Annotated in this window: 16 protein-coding genes; 5 read left to right on the top strand and 11 right to left on the bottom strand. The window is 46.5% G+C overall.

The window, feature by feature from the left end; genetic code table 11:
- Together MKY92_RS10570 and MKY92_RS10565 are read left to right on the top strand one after the other, a co-directional pair.
- On the top strand, positions 1-207 hold the full coding sequence (locus MKY92_RS10570; protein WP_339300590.1) for a hypothetical protein: 207 nt from the start codon (positions 1-3) through the stop codon (positions 205-207).
- A 15-nt stretch (positions 208-222) separates the two neighbouring features.
- A complete protein-coding gene (locus MKY92_RS10565; protein ID WP_339300588.1) occupies positions 223-1,341 on the top strand; it encodes a GerAB/ArcD/ProY family transporter in 1,119 nt (372 codons plus the stop codon).
- Between the two features lie 4 nt (positions 1,342-1,345).
- Here the strand turns inward: MKY92_RS10565 and MKY92_RS10560 are convergent, their stop codons facing one another.
- Complete coding sequence (locus tag MKY92_RS10560) at positions 1,346-1,819, bottom strand: RbsD/FucU domain-containing protein (RefSeq protein WP_339300587.1); 474 nt, start codon at positions 1,817-1,819, stop codon at positions 1,346-1,348.
- 255 nt (positions 1,820-2,074) lie between these two features.
- Here MKY92_RS10560 and MKY92_RS10555 point away from each other — a divergent pair, with 255 nt between their 5' ends.
- Entirely contained in the window at positions 2,075-2,497 is a 423-nt protein-coding gene (locus MKY92_RS10555) for a MarR family transcriptional regulator (RefSeq protein ID WP_076208963.1), read from the top strand.
- A gap of 30 nt (positions 2,498-2,527) precedes the next feature.
- Positions 2,528-3,841 carry an MFS transporter gene (locus tag MKY92_RS10550; protein ID WP_339300586.1) on the top strand — a complete coding sequence of 438 codons (1,314 nt, stop codon included), beginning with the start codon at positions 2,528-2,530 and terminating at the stop codon, positions 3,839-3,841.
- A 158-nt stretch (positions 3,842-3,999) separates the two neighbouring features.
- On the opposite strand, the gene MKY92_RS10545 is transcribed toward MKY92_RS10550, so the two are convergent.
- The 4 genes from MKY92_RS10545 to yicI all read right to left on the bottom strand — a co-directional run bounded on the left by MKY92_RS10545 (position 4,000) and on the right by yicI (position 11,836).
- Entirely contained in the window at positions 4,000-5,301 is a 1,302-nt protein-coding gene (locus MKY92_RS10545; RefSeq protein ID WP_339300585.1) for an MFS transporter, read from the bottom strand.
- A gap of 159 nt (positions 5,302-5,460) precedes the next feature.
- Positions 5,461-8,412: a glycoside hydrolase family 3 C-terminal domain-containing protein gene (locus MKY92_RS10540; RefSeq protein ID WP_339300583.1), complete on the bottom strand. Its 2,952-nt coding sequence runs from the start codon at positions 8,410-8,412 to the stop codon at positions 5,461-5,463.
- Positions 8,413-8,431: 19 nt separating this feature from the next.
- On the bottom strand, positions 8,432-9,442 hold the full coding sequence (locus MKY92_RS10535; protein WP_339300582.1) for an aminoglycoside phosphotransferase family protein: 1,011 nt from the start codon (positions 9,440-9,442) through the stop codon (positions 8,432-8,434).
- A gap of 75 nt (positions 9,443-9,517) precedes the next feature.
- A complete protein-coding gene (yicI, locus tag MKY92_RS10530) occupies positions 9,518-11,836 on the bottom strand; it encodes an alpha-xylosidase (RefSeq protein WP_339300581.1) in 2,319 nt (772 codons plus the stop codon).
- Positions 11,837-12,008: 172 nt separating this feature from the next.
- Here yicI and MKY92_RS10525 point away from each other — a divergent pair, with 172 nt between their 5' ends.
- Positions 12,009-12,929, top strand: a complete 921-nt coding sequence (locus MKY92_RS10525; RefSeq protein WP_339300579.1) for an AraC family transcriptional regulator — start codon at positions 12,009-12,011, stop codon at positions 12,927-12,929.
- Between the two features lie 155 nt (positions 12,930-13,084).
- Here the strand turns inward: MKY92_RS10525 and MKY92_RS10520 are convergent, their stop codons facing one another.
- From MKY92_RS10520 to MKY92_RS10495, 6 genes are all read right to left on the bottom strand, one after another.
- A complete protein-coding gene (locus MKY92_RS10520) occupies positions 13,085-14,005 on the bottom strand; it encodes a hypothetical protein (RefSeq protein WP_339300578.1) in 921 nt (306 codons plus the stop codon).
- A 385-nt stretch (positions 14,006-14,390) separates the two neighbouring features.
- Complete coding sequence (locus tag MKY92_RS10515) at positions 14,391-16,250, bottom strand: adenine deaminase C-terminal domain-containing protein (RefSeq protein WP_339300577.1); 1,860 nt, start codon at positions 16,248-16,250, stop codon at positions 14,391-14,393.
- Positions 16,251-16,561: 311 nt separating this feature from the next.
- Entirely contained in the window at positions 16,562-18,937 is a 2,376-nt protein-coding gene (gene helD, locus MKY92_RS10510) for an RNA polymerase recycling motor HelD (RefSeq protein WP_339300576.1), read from the bottom strand.
- 244 nt (positions 18,938-19,181) lie between these two features.
- Positions 19,182-19,673 carry a pyridoxamine 5'-phosphate oxidase family protein gene (locus MKY92_RS10505; RefSeq protein ID WP_339300575.1) on the bottom strand — a complete coding sequence of 164 codons (492 nt, stop codon included), beginning with the start codon at positions 19,671-19,673 and terminating at the stop codon, positions 19,182-19,184.
- A 286-nt stretch (positions 19,674-19,959) separates the two neighbouring features.
- Positions 19,960-21,027 (bottom strand): aromatic acid exporter family protein, encoded by a 1,068-nt coding sequence (locus MKY92_RS10500; RefSeq protein WP_017689291.1) that lies wholly within the window; start codon positions 21,025-21,027, stop codon positions 19,960-19,962.
- 300 nt (positions 21,028-21,327) lie between these two features.
- Positions 21,328-22,050, bottom strand: coding sequence for an HD domain-containing protein (locus MKY92_RS10495; RefSeq protein WP_339300574.1), 723 nt, complete (start codon positions 22,048-22,050; stop codon positions 21,328-21,330).

Below are 22,050 nucleotides of genomic sequence, written 5' to 3'. Positions count from 1 at the left end.
GTGTTAGCCGTTTTAGTATTTGCGGGACTGTATTTACTGGATTGGTCATCTGTAAAAACAAGCAAAAAAGCAATCAGACGTGCCTATTTCATACTGCTCGGCCTATTTCTCGTATGGAACACGCTCGCTGTAAGCTGGTCAGCATGGCCTAATCCCAATGATGTAATCCAGTTGGTCTTTGGCTGGGTTGATCACATGATTAAATAAGAAAGGAGATTAACCATGAACCATCTGACTGCGGGGCAGGCTTACCGCTTCATGTTTGTTTACCTGTATTCCGAACCCATTGCCTTTCTTCTGCAACGTTTATTCAAAATGAGTGGCTATCAGGGATGGTTATCAACCATCGGCGGCTTTTTACTCAGTCTGATTTTTCTGTTCTTTACATACCGTTTGGGTTCCATTAACCCCGACAAACCCTGGATTTCCTATGGAGAAGATATCGTGGGCAAGGTTGTGCATCGCTTTTATATCGGGTTAATTCTAATGTTGTGTATCTACTTGTTGTCCATTGATGTGGAGAATTTCATTATCTTCCTGCAATCGATGTATCTGCCACAGACTCCGATATGGTTAACATCAACCCTCACTTTGCTGTGCATCTGCCTGACTGCGCGTTCAGGATTGGTTACCATTGTATTTATGTCGGAAGGTATTTTTCTGGTACAGCTTCTCACTTCCGGCTTACTTATTCCGGCGGTTGGGGGTGGGGGCAATACTGGCATGCTGCTTGCGATGGCAACCCATCATGATCTGGGTGAGATCATGATGGGTTCTTTGTCCACCATGCCATGGTTCTCCGAATGGATGTTTTTCCTCTTCCTCGCACCGGTCGTTGCTTTCAGGCGTCCTATGCTGAAAAGCATGTTATTTGCCGGCATCACCGTTGTTATATTCATCGTTGTATTCTGGATATTCATCTTGATGAATTTTGGTCCGTATGTTGCCGCCGGGCTTCGCTATCCTTTACTTGAGATGGTACGCTTTGCGCGATACGGAGATTTTCTGGATAATCTGGACCCTGTTCTGATCGCAATTTGGTCAACAACGATGTTCACTCGCAGCTCATTTCTGTTGTATGTCGCTTCCGTCTGTCTCTCCAAACTCAGCGGGATCAGGCAGCAAAAATCTGTTGTGTATCTAATTGGGGGAACGGCTGCTGCCATTGTACTTCAATATGCCAGAGATGCCGCCTCTTACGAGTTGGCTATCCGCTCTTACGCTGTACCTTTGTACACGGTACTTATCGAATCCATGCCCATTCTGTACGTTCTGGTATACTGGCTCCGCAATGGTAAAAATAAAAAGGCGACCAGAGCATCCACTGCTCCGTCGCCGTAATTATTCAGTTCGATTCAGCATTCTGCTGTTCCTGACCAGGATCAGCATCGGGGAAAATGACACCTTTCTTCAAAATCAGATTGGCATATTGCGCTCGCTCACCAGTTGCAACAATCACATAGGCATTCGAAGCACGTTTATAAAAATCAAATCGCTCTTCATGATCAAAAGCATCCGTTATGCCTTCATATTCTTCAATCAACCGGCGATAGTCTTCCCATATGATCGGGATCACCTGGTCCCCTTCCACAACCTGCATGACAGCAGCGGGACGCTTAGCATAGGTGTCCAGTGGATATAATTGCAGGATGGCATCCAGCAGTTCAACGACTCCCAGTGCATCACAGCGTACCAGTCTCTTGGCATGACTGGCTGCGGGGAAATTGCCATCCGCCAGAACCAACTCGTCTCCATGGCCCATTTCGGACATGATTTTGAGTAACTCTGGAGGTATTATTGCGGGTATATTCTTTAGCATGCACAGCTCTCCTTGGTCATCTCCAACATTAGTTAGAGCAAATTGGTTTTCTACACTTTTCAAGCACGCAAGACATCGATTCCATAAAAGCGGTTTCATTACTATTCTAACAGTATTTTCGGATCATTGCACAGCGCACCCGTACGTTCAATATGAGAATATTTCATTTTGACAAAAATACTTGTTTAACATATAGTTGTTATAACAACTAATTGATTGGAACATTTTATTAAGGAAGCGAGGTCTAGCAATCACATGGACTATACACTGGAACAATCTGTTGGATTCATGCTGGGTTTCACACATCGTAAAGCTGTAGCTTTACTTGCAACGCGATTCAAACCTTATGATATTACGACAGAGCAATTTTCTGTTCTCTTTAATGTTGACCGCGGTGAAGGTGTGAATCAGAAGGAGCTCGCTGCACGTGTCTTCAAAGACCAACCCACCACTGCGCGGATTATTGATCTGCTTGAGAAAAAAGGCTGGGTAGAACGCCGGACCAGTGAACAGGATCGCAGAGCCTATCTGTTATATCTCACCACAGAAGGCAAAGCGTTAATTGATATCCTCGTTCCGATTGAAAGAGAAATGAATAAAGAACTTGCTGAAGGTATACCCGAAGACCAGATGGAAGCATTTAAACATACTCTTTCCCTCATTAACCGCAACTTGTAATGAATCACAACTCAGGGGGAATACATCATCATGAAAGAACAATCTACACAAGTTAGACTATGGACCACCGATTTTATTCTGCTGATGCTGTGCAACTTCTTGTTGTTCTTGCAACTGCACATGATCGTCTCTCCGCTTCCGTCCTACGTTCAGGAGCGATTTCACGCCAATGCTTTTGAAGTAAGTTTATTCACCTGTCTGTTTGCACTAAGTGCCATTGCAGCCCGTCTCTATTCCGCGAAAGCACTGGAGAAGGGCCTTCGTAACGCCATGATCTATATAGGCCTGTCCGTAGCCCTGCTGGCAACGCTCGGCTATTATTTTGCTGCCGGTATAGCTGTGCTCTTGTTGCTGAGAATGTTGTTTGGTATCGGGTTTGGTATGAGCAGTACCGCTTTTCCAACGATGGCCTCGGACATTGTGCCCGTCAAACGAATGGGTGAAGGTATGGGTTACTTTGGTCTATCGACTAGCCTGGCTATGTCTATGGGGCCAATTATTGGGGTCACTCTGCTACAGGGTGCTGGATTTGTAACCCTCATGTTATGTACTGCGGGTGTCCTCGCTGTGATCTATCCACTGAGTTATTCGCTGACACGCAAGAAAGCAGTCAGAACCGATAACAGTACAACCATCATGCCACAAGCCACAACAAGTGCTTCAGGGTCCAACCCAAAACAGAAGACACCTTTCAACCGCAAGTTGATTCTGCCCAGTGTGCTGAATTGCCTGTTATCCATCACCTATGGTGGACTTGTCGGATTCATCGTTCTGTATGGCAAGGAAGCCAATCTGGCCAATCCTGCGCTGTTCTTTTTGTTCAATGCACTCGCCGTGTTATTGGTTAGACCCTTTGCAGGACGGATCTATGACACTAAGGGTCCAAAAGCACTGCTTATTCCAGGGGCAATATTCGTTGCTGTTGGCCTCTTTCTGCTCTCGTATGCAACCTCCATGTCCATCTTGTTCATTGCTGCCTTTATCTACGGGATCGGCTATGGTTCCATGCAGTCATCTCTGCAGACCTGGATGATTCAAGTTGTATCTCCATCTCAGCGGGGTATGGCTAACGGTATGTTTTTGAACTCGCTGGATCTGGGTATCGCAACCGGTGCCCTTCTTCTTGGCGCCATTGCGGCCATAACCAGTTATACCGATATGTACCGATATTCCGTGATGTTTATGATTCTGTTCTTGCTTATCTATCTGATTCAGGGAAAACGAAGCGGCAGCTTCTCCATAGAACCTCATGCTCTGCTCGCTCATACGCATATACCTGCAACAAATACAGGTCAGCCCAAGGATTCGGAACACGATACGCAAGATACCAAAAATAAAAAATAAACCCGTCAATGGGAGTGACACGATTACGTGGTTTATTCTCATGATCAAGAAAACGCGTTTACACCGAGGATGCATACTTTCTCAGGCGTAAACGCGTTTTTTATGGTTTATGGTATTCAATTAAAGATAAGAATGATTTGTCGGCTAATACCATCCACCTAGAGTGGACTTTTCTTGCGCCGTATAGGAGCATAACCTCGACTCGTCTCAATCCGATCGATATGCCGTTCATCCTGTTTATGTCCGCTTCCTGAAGTAGGTTGGTCTCCCTTATTGGGTTTGACCGCAAATAAGGTGAGCAATGCCCCTATAGCTCCAGATGCGGCGAGCACACCAAAAAGCCAAAAATGTTGTGTGCCAATCAACAGGGACACAACAGGAGGACCAAGCGATACACCGATGAATCGCATGCTGCTGAACAAACCTGTAATTGTACCACGCTGTTTCTTATCCACACCTTCAGTAATAAGAGCATCCAGACATGGTAAGGTTGCTCCTACTCCGGCACTTCCTAATGTGAACAGTCCCAACACAACGTAGATATTATCGAAAATCCCAATAACACCCAGCGAAACGGTTACAAGAACTAGTCCTGCGAATCCGAGCCATTTCATGCGAGGCTTACTCTTTCCAATCCACTTTCCTCCGAAAAAGGAAAAAAGACATAAGGCTGCCAACGGAATCGCAAGTACAAGACCTTTTACGACCCCTTTCATGCCGAACTCGCTCTCCAACGTCTCGGATAGATAATAAAGCACACCAAAAAGAATAAACATGCAAATTCCACCGATTGCAAACAAGGCGTATAACCATCGACCTTTTTCTTTCAATACGTCCCGAATGGAAGCCACAAATTCCGTAAAGGTGGGTGGCTTTTCTTTTTTCTTGGGAGACTTCACCAGGAAAATAACCAGAATCACCGAGATTAAACACAATACAGGAATAGCCATAAATGGTAAAAACCATAGCCAAACAGCCAGTGCTGCACCCAAAATCGGACTTAACACTTTACCAAATGTATTCGAGGTTTCAATGATTCCCAGGCTTTTGCTAACCTGATCTTCATCATTAAACATGTCCCCAACCAATGGAATGACAATAGGGAATGCGCCGGCTGCTCCAACCCCCTGTAATAACCTGCCACCCAAAATGGTCCAGTAAGCTACATTTCCATCCAGCATCCATGCACCTACACCAGCTACAGCACCCCCGACGGCTGCAATGATGAGGCTGGGAATAATGACTGCTTTTCTGCCAAAACGATCAGACAAATACCCTGCGATTGGAATAAGCAGGATGGCAACTACAGCGTAGACTGTAATAAGCATACTGACCTTGAATGCAGATACCTTCAATTCACGTTCAATCTGTGGCAAGATCGGTATAAGCATGGAGTTACCCAAGGTCATAATTAAAGGGATGGAAGCAAGTGCGACGAGGTCCCACTTTTTATCATTCATACCACAACCACCTTTACAGATTCTACACACAACAGCATTATTGTGCTTGTTTCGAAGGTTGATTATTCAGGACATGTTGGATGTTACCGTTTCTCACACCAAAAAGCTGCCTGCACGTATTCGTGCAAGACAGCTTCTTCGGTTCACTGATGGCTACAACTACAACAATCTAAAGTGCCGTAACGCTGCTCCACCTTTGAAAATAATATACAGCTCATTCACCTTATGTGGCGCCTCAAGTGAACACTGGACTGTTGTCCACTTGATATCTTTCCCATTCACACTGCCTCCAGGTCCAGAAACTTCACATACACCGAGCAGTTCGCCCTCCAGTCCTCCGGAACGAATCTCCAGACTGCCCTCTTCCCCAAAAGCTGCCACTCTGGCTTCAAATCCTTGTACTTTTTGAACAGCATTATGGTTGAAAGCGATCCAGGACAACTGAGTCTCTTGATATAAGGGTTCTTCCCGAATGATTGCCCGAACTGCCGAACGCCCTTCCAGACATTCATCCAGTAGAACACCTGCACAAGCATCGTAATTCTCAGCAAAGGTAAGCAAGTGCAGCGGACGATCAGGAATCGTCTCACCTTCAATTTCAGTATCAGCCGACTGACGTATATCTGCGGAAGAGCGCCCTGCCAGGATGGCCCAGGTTGCTGTCTCCAGGCAGTATCGATCTCGGGTAACATCCCATAGCGCCAGCTTCTGAACAGGGACTTCTAGACTTATCGTAACACGTGTCCCTGCTTTGACATGAACACGGCGGAAAGCAAGGAGTTGCTTCTGAGCACGTTTCACTCGGGAGGTATGCGAAGATCCATAGATCTGTACGACTTCATCACTGTCACGTTGACCTGTATTGTGTACCTCCACTTCAATTTTCAATTGATCTGTGGTCGTGGATTCCTCTGTAGCACTGCGACTTACACGAATCGCTTCGTATTCGAATTCCGAATACGTCAGGCCATGACCAAATGCATATTGAACCGGTCCTTCATGATACATATAGGTCATGCCATTCTGAATGATGTCATAATCCATCATGTCAGGAAGCTGTGATTCATCTTCATACCATGTCATGTTCAATCTGCCTGCTGGGGCATAATGACCTAACAGCACATCTGCAAGCGCGTTCCCCAATTCCTGACCTGCATGTGTCATATAAACGATTGCGCGGGCAATACCTTTCAACTCCTGCAAGGCAAATGGATAACTGCCCATAATGACAACCACTGTATTGGGATTGGCTTCACACACAGCTTTGACAAGTTCGACCTGACTCGGCGGAAGCAGCAGACTTGGGCGGTCAATTTCTTCTTTGCCGTTGATGTATGGGCTGTTGCCAACAACAACGACAGATGCCTGACTGCTACGTGCAGCTTCTACAGCTTGTTGTATTCCGCTTGTCACAATTTCAATATTGAATGCAGAAGGTATCTGTGTATTGCCAGGTGATTGACTTGCGTGTCCAGAGTCACCAATATCATTCGGAGTTGTACCTGTAGCTGTAGTCTGTTCTCCTTGTGGCCGGAGTGGAGATACAGCAGACTGTCCCTGATATTCGCTCAGCCCAACAGGAATACCGTTCCACGCCCGCAAGGTGTTACTTCCATCCGTTAGAGGATCTATGCGAACAACTTCCTTCACGAACCAGCCACCAATCTCCGGTGCATTTGCCTGATAGATACCTTGCTCGGTTAAGCTAACGTATCGATTATTGTTCACACTTCTCAGCGTATGACTTCCCCAACCCCAATCCTGATGTACAAATTCGGCGGTTGGAGGTGCACTGGCTTCCGGTACAGCGACGAGTGTACCTTGCGCACCAAGAGTTACAACTTGTCCATCTGTTGTCTTCAGCTGAATACGGTCATTCCCATCTGCATACGTTATGTCTGATTGAGGTAGTCGATTACGCAGTCCATCGAGGACGGATACACGATAAGGCAGTGTGCCACTGTACCAATCGGTATAGACAACATCCGCAAGTGGTCCAATCACACTGATTTTCTGCAACGCTTCTGGCTGCAATGGAAGCAATCCATCATTTTGGAGCAAAACAATGGATTCGGCAGCGGCACGATAACTGAGTTTGGCGTGCTCCGGTGCACATAATACCGACTCGGGAATAGACGCATATGGATTTTTCCCCGACTGATCCAGTTGTCCAAGTCGCATCCGCACACCAAAGATGTTACGAATCGCTCGGTCCAAATCAGTTATTTCCAACAGATTCTGGTCAAGAGCCTCCTCCAGAGCAGATACAACAAGATCAACTTCATCTGTAAGACAATCCACTCCTGCCTTCAACGCACCTGCTGCTGATTCGGCATGACTGGTGTGATAACCATGATAGTTAACCGTCTGTGACAGGTCTCCACCATCACATACAATGAAACCTGGCATCGACCACTCACCCTTAACCACATCATTCACGTATGGACTTTCAATAGCAGGTGTACCATTAATGGAATTGTAAGCTGTCATCATGGACAAGGCTCCACCTTCTACAAATGGCGTCTCAAATGCTTTCAAATAATATTCCCGCAGATTCCGCGGATCGATGCTGGATGAACAATTCAGCCGATCTTTCTCATTATTATTGGCAAAAAAGTGTTTCAATGTCGCGACCATTTTCAGATAAAAAGGATCATTTCCCTGCATTCCTTTGACGAGAGCTGCCGACATTTCTCCCGTGAGGACTGGGTCCTCACCATACCCTTCTTCTGTTCTGCCCCAACGTGGGTCACGTTCCAAGTCAACCGTTGGTGCCCACAGTGTTAATCCGTGAACTTCAGGATCACGGTGATGATATGCCCTCGCTTCATCGCCAATGACTGAACCAATCTCCCGCATGAGCCTTGTATTCCAGGTACTGGATAGACCGAGAGGTTGCGGAAATACCGTTGCCTCCCCCTTCCATGCAACCCCGTGGGCAGCTTCGCCCCCAACGTTGTAGGCTGGAATGCCCAGTCTTGGTACAGCTGCTTCGCGTGTAGGAATTAGTCGGATCTTCTCCTCCGTTGTCAATCGTGCAATCAGGTCATCCAACCTTTCCTCAAGTGAAAGTGACGCATCCCACATCGGGTATTGATGATACTCCTTCATCCTTCATTCCCCCTGCGAATTAGTTAAGTCCAAGTTGCTTCCATTGCTCCAGTAAATCCAGCGTGCGCTGGCGATACTTCTGACCATCTTCAGGTTGATTAACCTGATGTTCATGAACGTAGGCATTAAAATACGAAGACAGTATTCGGTAGGCAAGCCTGCGTGCCTGTCCTTCAATAGATGAGTCCAGAGGACGATCATATCCTTCATGGAAAGCCACCGACTCTGTCGACAATATGGCTTCAAACTCCCTGTCGGCAAACATGGATCGATCCCCGTCAATGATTGCCGCAATGTTCAGCTCACTCTTTTCCTGATGAACAAGTACATTCGCTTCCCAGAGGTCATTATGAACGAGCACCGGGCGGGTCACTTGATCAAATAAGTCTTTATTTTTGATGAAAATAGCGGCGATCTCTTCCCCTACACCTGGCATATACTCGGCTTGTGCCGCTTTTAGTGCCGTTTCTTCTGCAAAAGAGTGCAGCACCTCGGACCATTGATCCGAGCCTTTAATCGTCCCATCCCCCTGCGGCCAGCCAAACGATGTACCCTCGATCTGATGCATGATGGCGGTATACTCGCCAAGCTGATGATACAATCGCTCTTTGTCTATGTCTGAAATTGATGCGTGATCCAGCTGCTTACTCGGGATAAACGCCATAAACATGTACGTTCTTGGAATGATGGACCCGCTGTCATCACAGGCGATAATGTTGGGAGCAGGAATGCCTGCCTTGCGGTAATATTCATATACAATCGGTTCAGCCGCCATCATCGTGCGTTCGAACGAAAATAGTGGATCACCTGCAGAACCAGCCGCCATCTCTCCCCGCTCTGGAGCCAAACGTAAAATCACATCCGTATAGGATGTATGTTCAAGGTGAATCCGATAGGTTGTATTAAAAAGTCCACCTTGCAGAAGACCAAACTCCTTCACTTTGGTATCGCTTCCAAAATGAATTTCTACCAGTTGATGCAGCATCTCTGCTGATATCGTACAGTGTAAACCCGAATTTATTGTACTCATTTCATTCAATCTCCTATCATCGTAGACAAACAGACGGCACCTTTCGGCACCGTCCTTTTCTTCTACTATATCATGTTACAGTTGGATTGTAAGCGCGTTTGAGCCTGTTGCTGCCGTAACGACAACACCATTTGCACCAGACACTTGGGAACCGCCTTCAACGCTGGATACACTCTCAATGCCGCGAAGCACCAAGCTCCATGGTTTGCCCGCACCTTCTGCACGAACATCCAGCACTGATCCATTACGTGTAACGTTAACTGTCAGCTCCTGTTCAGCCGCTTGGTTCACAACGACAGCTTGAGCCGTTTGACCATCAGCCAGTTCGAACAAGTGCAAGGACACATCACTCGCAAAGTCGTAATCCGGTTTGCTATCCACCGCACCTACAGCGATCAGGCTGTTTGGTTTAATCATCATGGGCAGTGTTTTGAAGTCATGGTTTTCACTGATCCAGCGTCCACCTTGTACTTTCGCTCCTGTCAGATAGTTCGTCCAAGTTCCTTCAGGCAGGTAGTAACGAACATCGCCTTCCTTGTTGAAGATTGGAGCCACCAGAATCGAATCACCAAACATATATTGCGTATCCAGGCTGTATGTTGTTGGGTCCTCTGGGAAGTCCAGCAGCATAGCGCGCATCATCGGAATCCCTTTTACCGTTGACTCCACCGCAGAATTGTACAGATACGGCATCAGGCTGATTTTGAGTTTGGTAAAGTCGCGAACAACGTCCACGGATTCCTCGTCAAACAACCAAGGCACACGATACGAAGTGCTTCCGTGCAGGCGGCTGTGAGAAGATAAAAGTCCGAATTGTACCCAGCGTTTGTATACGTCAGGGCTCGCCGTGCTTTCAAAACCACTGATATCATGGCTCCAGAATCCGAAACCGGAAAGACCCAGTGAAAGGCCACCGCGAAGTGATTCAGCCATGGATTCATACGTGGAAGAGCAATCACCGCCCCAGTGAACCGGGAACTGTTGACCACCTGCTGTTGCAGAGCGAGCAAACAGGGCAGCTTCGTTTTTGCCAATCTTCTCTTCAAGCAATTCAAATACAGCTTTGTTATAGAGCTGTGTATAGTAGTTGTGCATTTTAACCGGATCAGAGCCATCGAAGTACACAACATCAGTCGGAATTCTTTCACCAAAGTCGGTCTTGAAGGAATCTACACCTTGATCCAGAAGGACTTCAAGCTTACTCTTATACCAATTCACAGCATCCGGATTCGTGAAATCAACCAGAGCCATACCTGCTTGCCACATATCCCATTGCCATACGCTACCATCGGCTGTTTTGACCAGATAACCGTTCTCCATACCTTCATCGAACAAGTAGGATTTTTCTGCAATGTATGGATTGATCCAAGCACAGATTTTAAGACCCTTTTCTTTCAGACGTGCAAGCATGCCTTCCGGATCCGGGAACATCGCTTCATCCCATACGAAATCAGACCATTGGTATTCCTTCATCCAGAAGCAGTCAAAATGGAATACAGACAGCGGAAGATCACGTTCAGCCATGCCATCTACAAAATGGTTAACCGTTGCTTCGTCATAATCCGTTGTGAATGATGTTGTCAGCCACAGACCAAATGTCCATGCCGGTGGAAGCGCTGGTTTACCTGTTAATTTTGTATAATTATCAAGTACATCCTTAGGATTGTCACCGCCGATAATGAAGTACTCCAACGTCTCGCCCTCTACGCTGAACTGCACTTTGGATACATTCTCGGATGCAATCTCGTATGATACGCGTTCAGGATGATTTACAAATACGCCATATCCTTTATTGGACAAATAGAACGGAATGTTCTTATAAGACTGCTCACTGCTTGTACCGCCGTCCTCATTCCAGGTATCGACGATTTGGCCATTCTTAACAAACGGCGTGAAGCGCTCACCAAGTCCGTAAACGTATTCACCAATACCGAGATCAAGCTGCTCGCGGAAGTATGCTTCCTTGCTTGGACCTGTAATATAACCAGCAGCTCTTTGACCGCTTCCTGTAATCCGTTTTCCTCCATACAGGAAGCTAATGTCCCAACCATTTGTTTTGTCGATTTGAACTTCCAGATTGCCGCTTTTCAAAACAGCACCTTGTTCATTTTTTGCGATCTCAACGTTGGCTTCTTGTGTGTTAAGCTCAAATACAGGCCCTTTTTTCACTCCGCCTTTATGATGATTCAAGGTTACACGAATAACGTTAGGCATTGGTGAGCTGTACGTTGCTTTTAGCAAAGTACCGTTCAACGTGTCGCCTTTGGAACGAATATATTTAGTTGCCGCATATACGGTCACAGAATTGTCTTTTTGTACAATATCACGAATGTCAGTCGGGTTTTGAATCTGGTACCCTTCACGAGTCATCCAGAATCCATCAGTAAATTTCATGTTTTCTTTCCCCCTTTGGTTATATTATAATAATATTGATATTAATAACGAATTTCTTGTCTTATTTTGACCAAATATATCACGATTTTGATAATAACCATCCGATTCTTGAACATCAACACCAATCTATGGAAACGATTACATTAATAATGATACAAAAGGAGAATCTGATATGGAACGTGAACGATTACGGGAAGACCGGATTCACGGCAATGCCATGTATCCCGTCAGTGTGTACCCGGATATTCAACAACTGAACGGGGATAGCATTCTCGATTGCCACTGGCATGATGAGATGGAGTTCACCATGGTGACCAAGGGCTGCGCCGTCTTCCAGATTGATATGAACACCGTTGAGGTACAAGCTGGAGAAGCCATTTTCATCAATAGAGGCGAGATTCATGCGGGGTATCTGAAGGGCGATGTTCCCTGTGTATTCTCTTCCATTGTATTTAATCCCGAGTTGCTTGGCAGCCGTACCTTCGATACGGTTCAAGAGAAATTCATCGGTCCACTGGTACGCAAAAACGTGATTCCCCCAAGTCATATCAAGGCAGATGAGGATTGGGGACAAGAAATTCTGGATCTCCTGAAACGTATATTCGCAGACCATGCTACCCGAACCAAAACGTGTGAAATGTCAACAAAAGCGTACCTGTACCTCATATTTTCCCGAATGTTCGAACATATGAGACCTGCTCCGCTCAAAGGCACCGTGGCTACAGGGAGTCATGACAAGGTAGAGCGCCTGAAATCCGTGCTCGGTTATATCCACAAACGTTATCCTGAACCATTAAAGCTGAAAGAACTGGCCGATGAAGCCAATATGAGCGAGGGACACTTCTGCCGTTTTTTCAAACAGATGGTGCAGAAAACCCCTGTAGATTACATTAACTATTACCGTGTTCAACAGGCCTGCGTTCAGCTTGAGAATACGGATCACAAGATTGTTGATATCGCCATGGATGTGGGTTTTGAGCATCTAAGCTACTTCATCACTACATTTAAAAAGCATAAAGCCACCACACCTTCACAGTATCGCAAAATGTTCTATGAGAACGTGGCCATGGATTCTGCCCTGGTTCAGGTGTAAAAGAAGAAGGTGCTCGCAGCTATTCAACTGCAAACACCTTCTTTATCAACTTCCAATTCCCAAGAACTAACAACGTAACGCTCTGAGACACGTCTCTCAGTTAGAACTCTTTCATATATCACCTCAAGCATTGCGCTAAGGAGCTTATTGGTGTCTCACTTTTTCATGGTTTTCCATGAAGTGTACTCATGTACGGAGAAACCGTTAAAGGACGTATGAACTGAAGCCATTTTTTCGACCAACTTTAATTGTGTTTCCATATAAGCAGATCCCTCCTCATAAAAAGTAATGAAGTCGCCTTCCTTACTTTGCTTAGTTTCCACGGCGATTGAGATCGTCTTGCCAAGCAGAGCTGCTTCTGCAAGTTCATCCTTCGCTACACTATAGATTGCAGCAGCTGTATCGCGGTAAGCCATAATGGTGATGGAGTCAAATTTGCGAATCATCCAACTGCTTACGGCCATCGTGGAACCCGGGATTTTGTAGTTATCGAGCCAGAAAGGCAGATCAGCCGCTACCGGCATCTTCATCCGTGATGCTCGCTCAACAATGTACTCCACATTGCCTTGCCACTGCGTAATCACACTAGCCTGATTGATTTTCCACTGCGGGTGCACATGTGGCTCAATATCCAGATGGATACCAGCAAATTTCTCATTAGGCAACGCCTGCGCCTGATATGCCTCGATCCAGTCCAGGAAAGAAGCAATCTGCTCCCGGTTTTCCGTCAAACCCCAGGCTGATCTTCCGTCCATGACGTCAACCGCCATGTTCTTGGCTCTCGCCTGGCGGATAAAACTTTTATACTCAGGAATCTTTATATCCCGGTTCATCTGCAGATAGATCGTATTGATCTTGTTCGCTGTAGCGTAATTTAACACCTCTTGAGGATTACTTCGGATCTGGGTCGTATCCCACACCCAAGTCGCTCTCACCGGCACATCAAGTTCTCCATGAATCGTTGCATAACTGTCGACTGAACCATCCGCAATGGCTTTGGAAGAACAGGCTGTACTCACACACAGGATCAAACAACTCAGTAATAAGATAAAACGGTAACCCCTTTTGCTTTTCATATTTGTACACTCCCTCTGAAGTTATCAGCTCTGACGTGCAAATCTGGATGAAATTGTGTCGTTTCATATTCATTTAATGGATACTTATTAGGTACGACGTATTTGGATTGCTTTTATATGCAATATCATCTTTAAGACTTACGACGAAAGAATCATATAACTATATTTCGGGAATTCGTAGTTCTGTATGTATAGTTCAAAAGTCACAATTATTCATTATTTTCAAATTCAATCCTTATTTCAGCATGACTTCAGTCATTATTGCCATATGTACACCAAGCTCCAGAAGACCTAGAAAGCGTTTTCTCTCAAAACACACCAAAAAACCGCCCTAAGGCGGCTTTATATGGAACCCTATATAATGATGTCTAGTCGACATTTCCGTTCATTCATTACCCGATGGAGCTACCAGTGTATTGTCAACCACTTTATCGAAAAGAGAAACCAGTTCAATACCTTCTGCCGAGATCCGCACAAGCCCCTTGTCGGACAAACGTAATTCTGGAATCACAACCAGCGCGAGCAACGAAAGCGTCATGAACGCATTATTCAACGTACATCCTGCCGACTGTAAAGCTTCACTGACTGCTGCCGATTGGGCTGCAACGACTTCGAATGGCTCGGTTGACATCAAACCTGCAATTCGCAGCGGAAATTCGGTTACACCTGCTGCCGTTACCACGGCCACCCCACCTTGCATTCGAATGACACGGTTACCGGCTTCGGCCATCAGGGCATCATCATTACCGATAATCAACAGGTTGTGACTATCATGAGCAACCGTCATCGCAATCGCTGCAGGTGATGTGAAGCCGATGCCTCCAACAAGCGCTACCGCTCGATTCCCGGTTTGTTTGTGACGCTCCAATACCGCAATTTTGCATACTTCCCCTGAAGTTGAAACCACAACCTTGCCGTTCTCTACGGTAACAGGCAGATGTTTCTCCTTTGTATCCACATGGTTCTCTGTGACATGAATGATTTTGGCACCAATCATCCCCTCTTGAATCGGTGCAGCCAACTCCAGATCTTCCGGCTGAATATTAGCTTCTAATTTCACCGTGTTCAACGCTTCCTCAGGGTACGTGAAGCTGTCCCATACCGCCGTCATCTTCCCATTCTCAGCTACAACTTGCCCGGCAGCAATCGTCATGCCCACGCGTACATCCGCCAACCGGCCGTCCAGCAGAATAATATCGGCTATATTGCCCGGAATGACCGCACCAATGTCGCGCGCAACTCCGAAGCGCTCAGCCGTGTTAATGGTTGCCATCTGAAAAGCCGTAACCGGCCTCACCCCTTGGGAAATTGCGAGACGCACAACAAAATCCATATGTCCTTCTTTGAGCAGGGATTCAGAGCTTCGGTCATCGGTCACAAGCATCATCCGGCGTGTATCCAGACCCAGCTCAGTACAAGCTTTGATCGTCTCTGCTACATCATGCCATGCCGAACCTTGGCGCATCTTCGCGTACATTCCGAGTCGCAGACGTTCAACCACATCTTCTTTGGTCACACATTCATGATCCCCTGTAACGCCACTCGCTGCATACGCTGGCAGACGCCAGTCATCTGCAGCCCAGGTGAAATGACCGTCTGCCACTTTACCTGCCCGGAGGGTCGCCTGTATCTCACCGATCATCGTCTCGTCCCCATAGACTACCCCAGGGAAGTTCATCACTTCACCAAGACCAATCATGTCCGGACCCCAGGAAAGAGCCTCCGCTACCTCTTCAGGCCCGATATAAGCACCTGTTGTCTCCAGTCCTGGATGAGTGGAAGGCACACAGGAAGCCACCTGCATATAAGCAGCCATCGGTGTGGTCCGTGCTTCATCCAGCATCAGTCTCAGTCCTTTGAGACCAAGCACGTTAGAAATCTCATGAGGGTCAAAGAAACCTCCGGTCGTGCCTGAAGGCAACACCGCTCTCGCAAATTCGGTTACTTTCATCTGTGTACTTTCGATATGGCAGTGTCCATCCAGCAGACCAGGAGCGATATACTTACCGTTCGCTTCAATAATCCGGGTATGCTCTCCTATGGTGTGGCTTACATCTTTACCGACATAAGCGATTCGAGCCCCCTGTACAGCTATGGACATCTCAGGCAAAATCTCACCCGATATCACGTTTACCAGCGTACCTCCCCGAATGACCAAAGTCGCTGGCAAATCTCCCCGTGCTGTAGCGACCAGTTCAGGTACACAATCGGCCATAAGTGGCCGTTCAAATGATAGTTTGTTCATTTTGTTGCCTCCTTTAATAAACGATCCAAAAAAATATATTGTTACGATTATATGAGTCCGGACCTCATGTGTAAAGAAAAATCACATCCATTGTGCTTCAATACAAATTATGCTGTCGTATTTATTCACGGGACCCAATCCTTACGGATTCACGTTAGGTATTTCCATTTCATACGATCAACTATATATGGCCGAAACCTCATCATGTACACTTGTCTCGCTAAGCTAGCTTCTTCCCGAGATATGTATCATATACAGAAAAACTCCCGTTCCATTGAACGGAAGCCTTCTTCATGCATATGAGTGTTAGATCAGTCCACTTGCGCAGCAGACACCTTGCCAAGATCATACCATTCTTCCGACTGGGCAGTAATAAACGGACTCGGTGTGCCGACACAGTAAACGTGAAGCAGATGCATCGCTCGTGTGCAAGCCGTGTAGAACAACTTGCGTTCATGCTCCTGGGCATACTGCTCCGCAGAGCCGTCATAGATCAGAACAGCATCGAACTCCACGCCTTTGGCCAGATACGCCGGGATGACATGAACACCCTGCTCAAAAGCCAGCGTCGTTTTCTTGATTAACTTCGGTGCTGTGGGCAGTGCCTTGCTCAATGCAGCATGGACGTTTCTGCTCTCTTCGGCGGTCTTGCAGATGACTGCAACCGATTCATACCCTTCCTTAATCAAGTGCTTCAAGTCTGTCGTGATGACGTTTATATGACGCTCGGAATCAGAAGAAACGATAACTTTAGGTTTCTCGCCGCTACGGTTAAATGGAATAATCTCTTCCCCACCAGGCACCATGCCACGGGTAAACTCCACGATCTCCCGGGTAGATCGATAACTTCTGGTCAGCTCAATGACTTCCGTGTTGTCTGGCCCGTACAGGTTAGTCAAGGGTCCTGTTCCACTAAGTACTGAAGAGTGGGCATAGATTGCCTGATTAAAGTCACCAAGTGCTGTTATTTTCGCCCGTGGGAACAACCTCTTCATAAATGCCAACTGAAACGCAGAATAATCCTGGGCTTCATCAATGATGACATGGCGAATATTCGAGTTAATATGGAATCCAAGCATAAGCTCACGCAAGTATAAGTATGGCGTAATATCTTCATATGCCAACTCCTGAAGCTTCAATCTGCGTAAAGTCATCTTACAGATTTCATTCCATTGAGCAGGCAACGCTTTGTCACCCAGCAATCGCTCCATCTGAGCCTGATCGTTGAATAGCTGTGCATATAATTGTCTTATATCAACGAATCGTAAGGACTTAATCCATTTACGCAACGGTTTGAGTCGGTCACTGACCACCATACGTGCCAGAATTTCTCTTTCCTGCTCGAAGTCATTAAACGTATGGGTCTTTCCTTTTTGCTTGCGCTTCAACCGTTGATACGCTCGTTGCAGATCCTCCGGCTCCATCAGATCAAGCTGCTGATCCACCCAAGGCGCATCCAGTTCACCTTTACCAAAGGCAGACAGTTCTTTCAGCATCCAGTCCCGCAACATCTCCAGTCGACTCACCAGCTTGACGGACGACTCGAAACTGTAGAACTTCTCAGCCATAGCCTCTGAGGTGACAATCGCTCGGCCCTGAAAGCGTACTGGCTTGAATTTCATACCACCTGACAACATGCTCTCCTTATAACGTGTAATAACTTTCAGGAAAGATTCGGATGACTTGAAGCGAATGCTGGACATACGCACATCGTAATCGGGATCTTCCGTCCCCGTAAGTACATATTCGAGTTGAATAAACGGATCTTCCAGTTGATATTCACGACCCAAACGACGCTCCAGATACTCCTGAAAGGTCGTTTGCAACATGTTTTCCTCCCCAAGCTCAGGCAGTACCGTGGAGACATAACTGTTGAACATGGGATTTGGTGAAAAAAGAACCATCTGATCCGCTTGCAGATACTCGCGGTATTTATAGAGAAGATATGCCACACGCTGGAGCGCCGCGGACGTTTTGCCACTGCCGGCTGCGCCTTGCACAATGAGCATACGTGTCCGGTCATTACGGATAATCCGGTTTTGCTCCTTCTGAATGGTCGCTACAATACTCTTCATCTGTGCATCCGAAGTTCGACTGAGCACGGCCTGCAACAACTCATCACCAATCGTAACCCCCGTGTCAAACATAAAACGGATACGTCCGTCCCGAATGACAAACTGCCGCTTCATCTCTATATCACCGCTGATCTCCCCGCTTGGAGTCTGGTACGTAATTGGACCCGGCGCTCCGTCATAATACAGGTTAGAGATTGGTGCACGCCAGTCGTAGACCAGAAAGGATTCTTCCTTCTCATCCAGCAACGAGGCAATGCCCAGATAAATGCGTTCTGCATTTGGATACCCGTCTTCCTTAAAATCAATGCGGCCAAAATACGGTGAATGATGCAGTCGTTTCATTTTGTCCAACGCAGCCGCTGTATTGAGATGACTGCGCTCCCGATCGGACAGTACCTGTGACTGCTGCCGCATACTGGTTGAAGTCTCCCCGACATCATCCGCTTCGCTAAAGTTCATCGTAACTTCGTCCCAGAAGTCTTTTCTCATGCCAACCACTTCGTCCCGGAAGGAACCTACTTCATCTTCCAACGTTGTGATCTTGCGCTCAATCTGATCGGTCACCGTGTTGACCCGTTGTTGTTCTTCACTCCACTGCTGCTCTGTACTCATATGTTAATAGCCCCTCTTTCCCCGGATTGTGTCCTCAAAATCCCATTTGACAAGCCCGAAAAGGCAATGGTATAATTATTAGAAAGTAAACATTTTAATTATATGTTAATTAGTTCTAATTTTCTGAAAACCATTTTTTATTGTACCAGTGACAACGTCCCGATGCAAGCAGAGGCGTTTTTTGTTGTTTTCTTCTTCATTATTACCCAATCACCGGGCCCTCATCTGACTTAGCTACTTCTGCCTATTTTCGTAATTCTTCAATCGTCTCTTTCCAGCGTGTAATTGCTCCAAGTTCATCTTTTAATTGAAAGGTTATTCCTGAAGTGATCTCCGCATATGGTGCCTGATCCACACGTATTTGAAGCACTTGTGCTTCAAAACGATCTCTCGGATGAACAGCCCCCTTAATCTCAGGCAGCCGTTCTACTTCTATACGGATATGCAGCAATCGATGTCCTTGAACCGCAATCAAGGTAGCCTTGCCTGTTTTGCTCATGTTCATACTTGTCTGTGTACCCTGCCATAAAGCCATTCTAAGCTGATGCGGATTTATCGCAATCACTTCCCCCATACTGATCATCGCCTGATGCGGCCACTGATCCTCGGATACGGTCAGCAGTTGCATGGCTTCATGCTGTTTATGCGCCAGATTTGTCCCACTCAACCATTCCATTAGTTCAGCGTCCAATTCCTCAATAATCATGTCTCTATCCCTCAGTTCGTTAATATTCATTCATGCCCTTCAGCCGTATGTATGACAAAACAACCCGGACACGATGGTCCGGGCAATGTTGTAACTACATTGTATATGATCGCCAAGCAGATGCGCAATTCGCACTTAGAGGTTGTTCAAAAAGTCTAATTTTGATTACGAATCATGCCTAACGGCATCATCAGCATCGAATATGAAATTCAGCCGAAATGTCCGTTGCTCACGTAGTTTTCCTACGCTCCGCTACTCCATTTCTATCTTCATTCCATCTTCTTGGTACTGAAAACCAGACTTTTTGAACTTGAATTTAAGGCCACTTAAGCCAATTCAAAATTTTATCCTGTGATTCTTTGTCTTCACTTGCGCTGTGCACATGTTCGGCAAGTCGATTCAAACGTTCCAGTTGATATCCGTAATCATAGATCGCAGCAGCCACGATGGACAATCGTAACATCCCTTCCTTGTCGATATCAAACTGCGTGATCGCCTGCTCCATGAAACGGTCATTATCCAATACAAACTGTGCGGCCTCTTCCCCATTAGGCTTCAGCTTATCCTCGAACTTGAGCAGTGCATGCTCATGGAATTTGATAACCAGTTCAAGATGTGAGTCAAAAAACTGATCCATGGCCGTTGTCCGCGGTGCCTGGAAATAGTGGCGTTCCACCGAATCCAGCACCTCATACCCTTTTTGCAGACTAAGCAGCATTTGTTTGTAGACCACCATCTGACGAGTTTCGCTGAATTTCGAACGTTTCATCTTTTTCTGTTCCTCTTCGAACAAGTTATACTTGTCGGACAAAGACTTAATTGAACCGCCCAGGTTGCTTTTCTCCTCCCGGAATACAACTTCCTTGATCTCATCCGAGATCGAGGTTCGCAGAAGCAACGACATACCGCTGAATACACTATGGATCTGCTTCACGAACTGAACCTTCGGTTTCGGAGGAAATACCGTAATGTTGATGAGAAACGCCGATACAATACCAACCAGTGTCAACAGAAAACGATTGAGTGCAAAATGCCAGTCACCCGATGCTTCCATAATGGATACAACCGTGACCAGTGTCAGGCCAACCGTCTCCCCCATATTCAATTTAAGACAGATCATGATGACAAGTACAATAATTAATCCAACAGCGATTGGCTCATTGGACAACACCATGCCCCCCACCAGGGCCACAATAGCTCCCAGCGTGGTTGTTTGCAATTGATCCAGGAAGTATTTCCAGGAACGATAGATGGAAGGCTGCATGGCGAATATAGCCGCGATTGCGGCAGGCACGGGAGATTGCGGGTTCAAGAACAGGCTGCTTAGGTACAAGGCAAGCGTGACCGCGATCCCCGTCTTAAGTACACGTGCACCAAACGACATGGTGATGACCCCTCCTCTTTACCGAACCTGAAATTTTACATTTGATAATCATGTTCATTATTACCCCATATTTCTTTTTTTGCCTGAATTCATTCAGGAGAACGATTTATTGTACCATGTAAGGTCTTCCGTTGCCATGTCATAAGTCAGAGCTATTGTGAAATTGATTTCTTTATGTATGTTAATACACATTATTAACCCAAAAAGAAGCAAATCTTCAAAATGGATTTTCGCCACTTCAAAGATTCGCCTCGGTTACTAATTGTACCCCTGTGGAATACTCATGCTTATTATGCCTGCCTAACGGTCCGTGCCCTCCCATTCCCTTTTGAACTGGTCCACGAACTGCACCATATAATCATGACGCTGTTCCGCCAGCTCCCTGCCATAGGAGGTATTCATCAGATCCTTGAGCTTGAACAACTTCTCGTAAAAGTGATTTATCGTTGTACTACGCCCATTGCGATATTCCTCACGGGTCATCTGCTCCCGTGGGGGAAGGGACGGATCGTACATCTCGCGCCCTCTGGCTCCTGAAAAGGCAAAGGTTCGCGCGATCCCAATCGCACCCAGTGCATCCAGTCGATCTGCATCCTGAACAACCTGTGCTTCAAGCGAACTGACCGCAGGACGCTCACCTCCCGCATATGAGATGGTGCTAATAATACCCACAACCTTATTACGAATATCCGGGTCAAGAGGCTGGGTATCCATCCAGTCATTCAGTTTGGCCATCCCGGCTTCCAAGCTCTCATTCAGCTTCTCATCCGGTACATCATGTAATAATGCAACCAGTTCACAGACAAATGGATCTGCACCCATGCGGTGAGCGAGTTCAACCGCAAGTGCCGTTACCCGTTCAATGTGCGGCCAGTCATGACCATCACTATGCTTGGATAAGTCCCCTTGAACAAAGGATCGGGCGGCGCGCAGAACAGCCTCTCCTGCCGTTATTCCATCTATATTATGCATGTGCCCTGATTCTTGCAGATTCCCACCAGGTTGAAGAGGGTTCTCTGGCAT

Source organism: Paenibacillus sp. FSL R5-0623 (assembly GCF_037974265.1).
Taxonomy (GTDB): Bacteria; Bacillota; Bacilli; order Paenibacillales; family Paenibacillaceae; genus Paenibacillus.
Note: the sequence above shows the minus strand (reverse complement) of the source record. Positions and strands in the feature narration are given on the sequence as shown.

Bases quoted from the DNA above. Each gene is read 5' to 3' on its own strand.
- MKY92_RS10565 (WP_339300588.1), top strand. From the start codon at position 223: ATGAACCATCTGACTGCGGGGCAGGCTTACCGCTTCATGTTTGTTTAC.
- MKY92_RS10560 (WP_339300587.1), bottom strand. From the start codon at position 1,819: ATGCTAAAGAATATACCCGCAATAATACCTCCAGAGTTACTCAAAATC.
- MKY92_RS10555 (WP_076208963.1), top strand. From the start codon at position 2,075: ATGGACTATACACTGGAACAATCTGTTGGATTCATGCTGGGTTTCACA.
- MKY92_RS10550 (WP_339300586.1), top strand. From the start codon at position 2,528: ATGAAAGAACAATCTACACAAGTTAGACTATGGACCACCGATTTTATT.
- MKY92_RS10545 (WP_339300585.1), bottom strand. From the start codon at position 5,301: ATGAATGATAAAAAGTGGGACCTCGTCGCACTTGCTTCCATCCCTTTA.
- MKY92_RS10540 (WP_339300583.1), bottom strand. From the start codon at position 8,412: ATGAAGGAGTATCATCAATACCCGATGTGGGATGCGTCACTTTCACTT.
- MKY92_RS10535 (WP_339300582.1), bottom strand. From the start codon at position 9,442: ATGAGTACAATAAATTCGGGTTTACACTGTACGATATCAGCAGAGATG.
- yicI (WP_339300581.1), bottom strand. From the start codon at position 11,836: ATGAAATTTACTGATGGATTCTGGATGACTCGTGAAGGGTACCAGATT.
- MKY92_RS10525 (WP_339300579.1), top strand. From the start codon at position 12,009: ATGGAACGTGAACGATTACGGGAAGACCGGATTCACGGCAATGCCATG.
- MKY92_RS10520 (WP_339300578.1), bottom strand. From the start codon at position 14,005: ATGAAAAGCAAAAGGGGTTACCGTTTTATCTTATTACTGAGTTGTTTG.
- MKY92_RS10515 (WP_339300577.1), bottom strand. From the start codon at position 16,250: ATGAACAAACTATCATTTGAACGGCCACTTATGGCCGATTGTGTACCT.
- helD (WP_339300576.1), bottom strand. From the start codon at position 18,937: ATGAGTACAGAGCAGCAGTGGAGTGAAGAACAACAACGGGTCAACACG.
- MKY92_RS10505 (WP_339300575.1), bottom strand. From the start codon at position 19,673: ATGAATATTAACGAACTGAGGGATAGAGACATGATTATTGAGGAATTG.
- MKY92_RS10500 (WP_017689291.1), bottom strand. From the start codon at position 21,027: ATGTCGTTTGGTGCACGTGTACTTAAGACGGGGATCGCGGTCACGCTT.
- MKY92_RS10495 (WP_339300574.1), bottom strand. From the start codon at position 22,050: ATGCCAGAGAACCCTCTTCAACCTGGTGGGAATCTGCAAGAATCAGGG.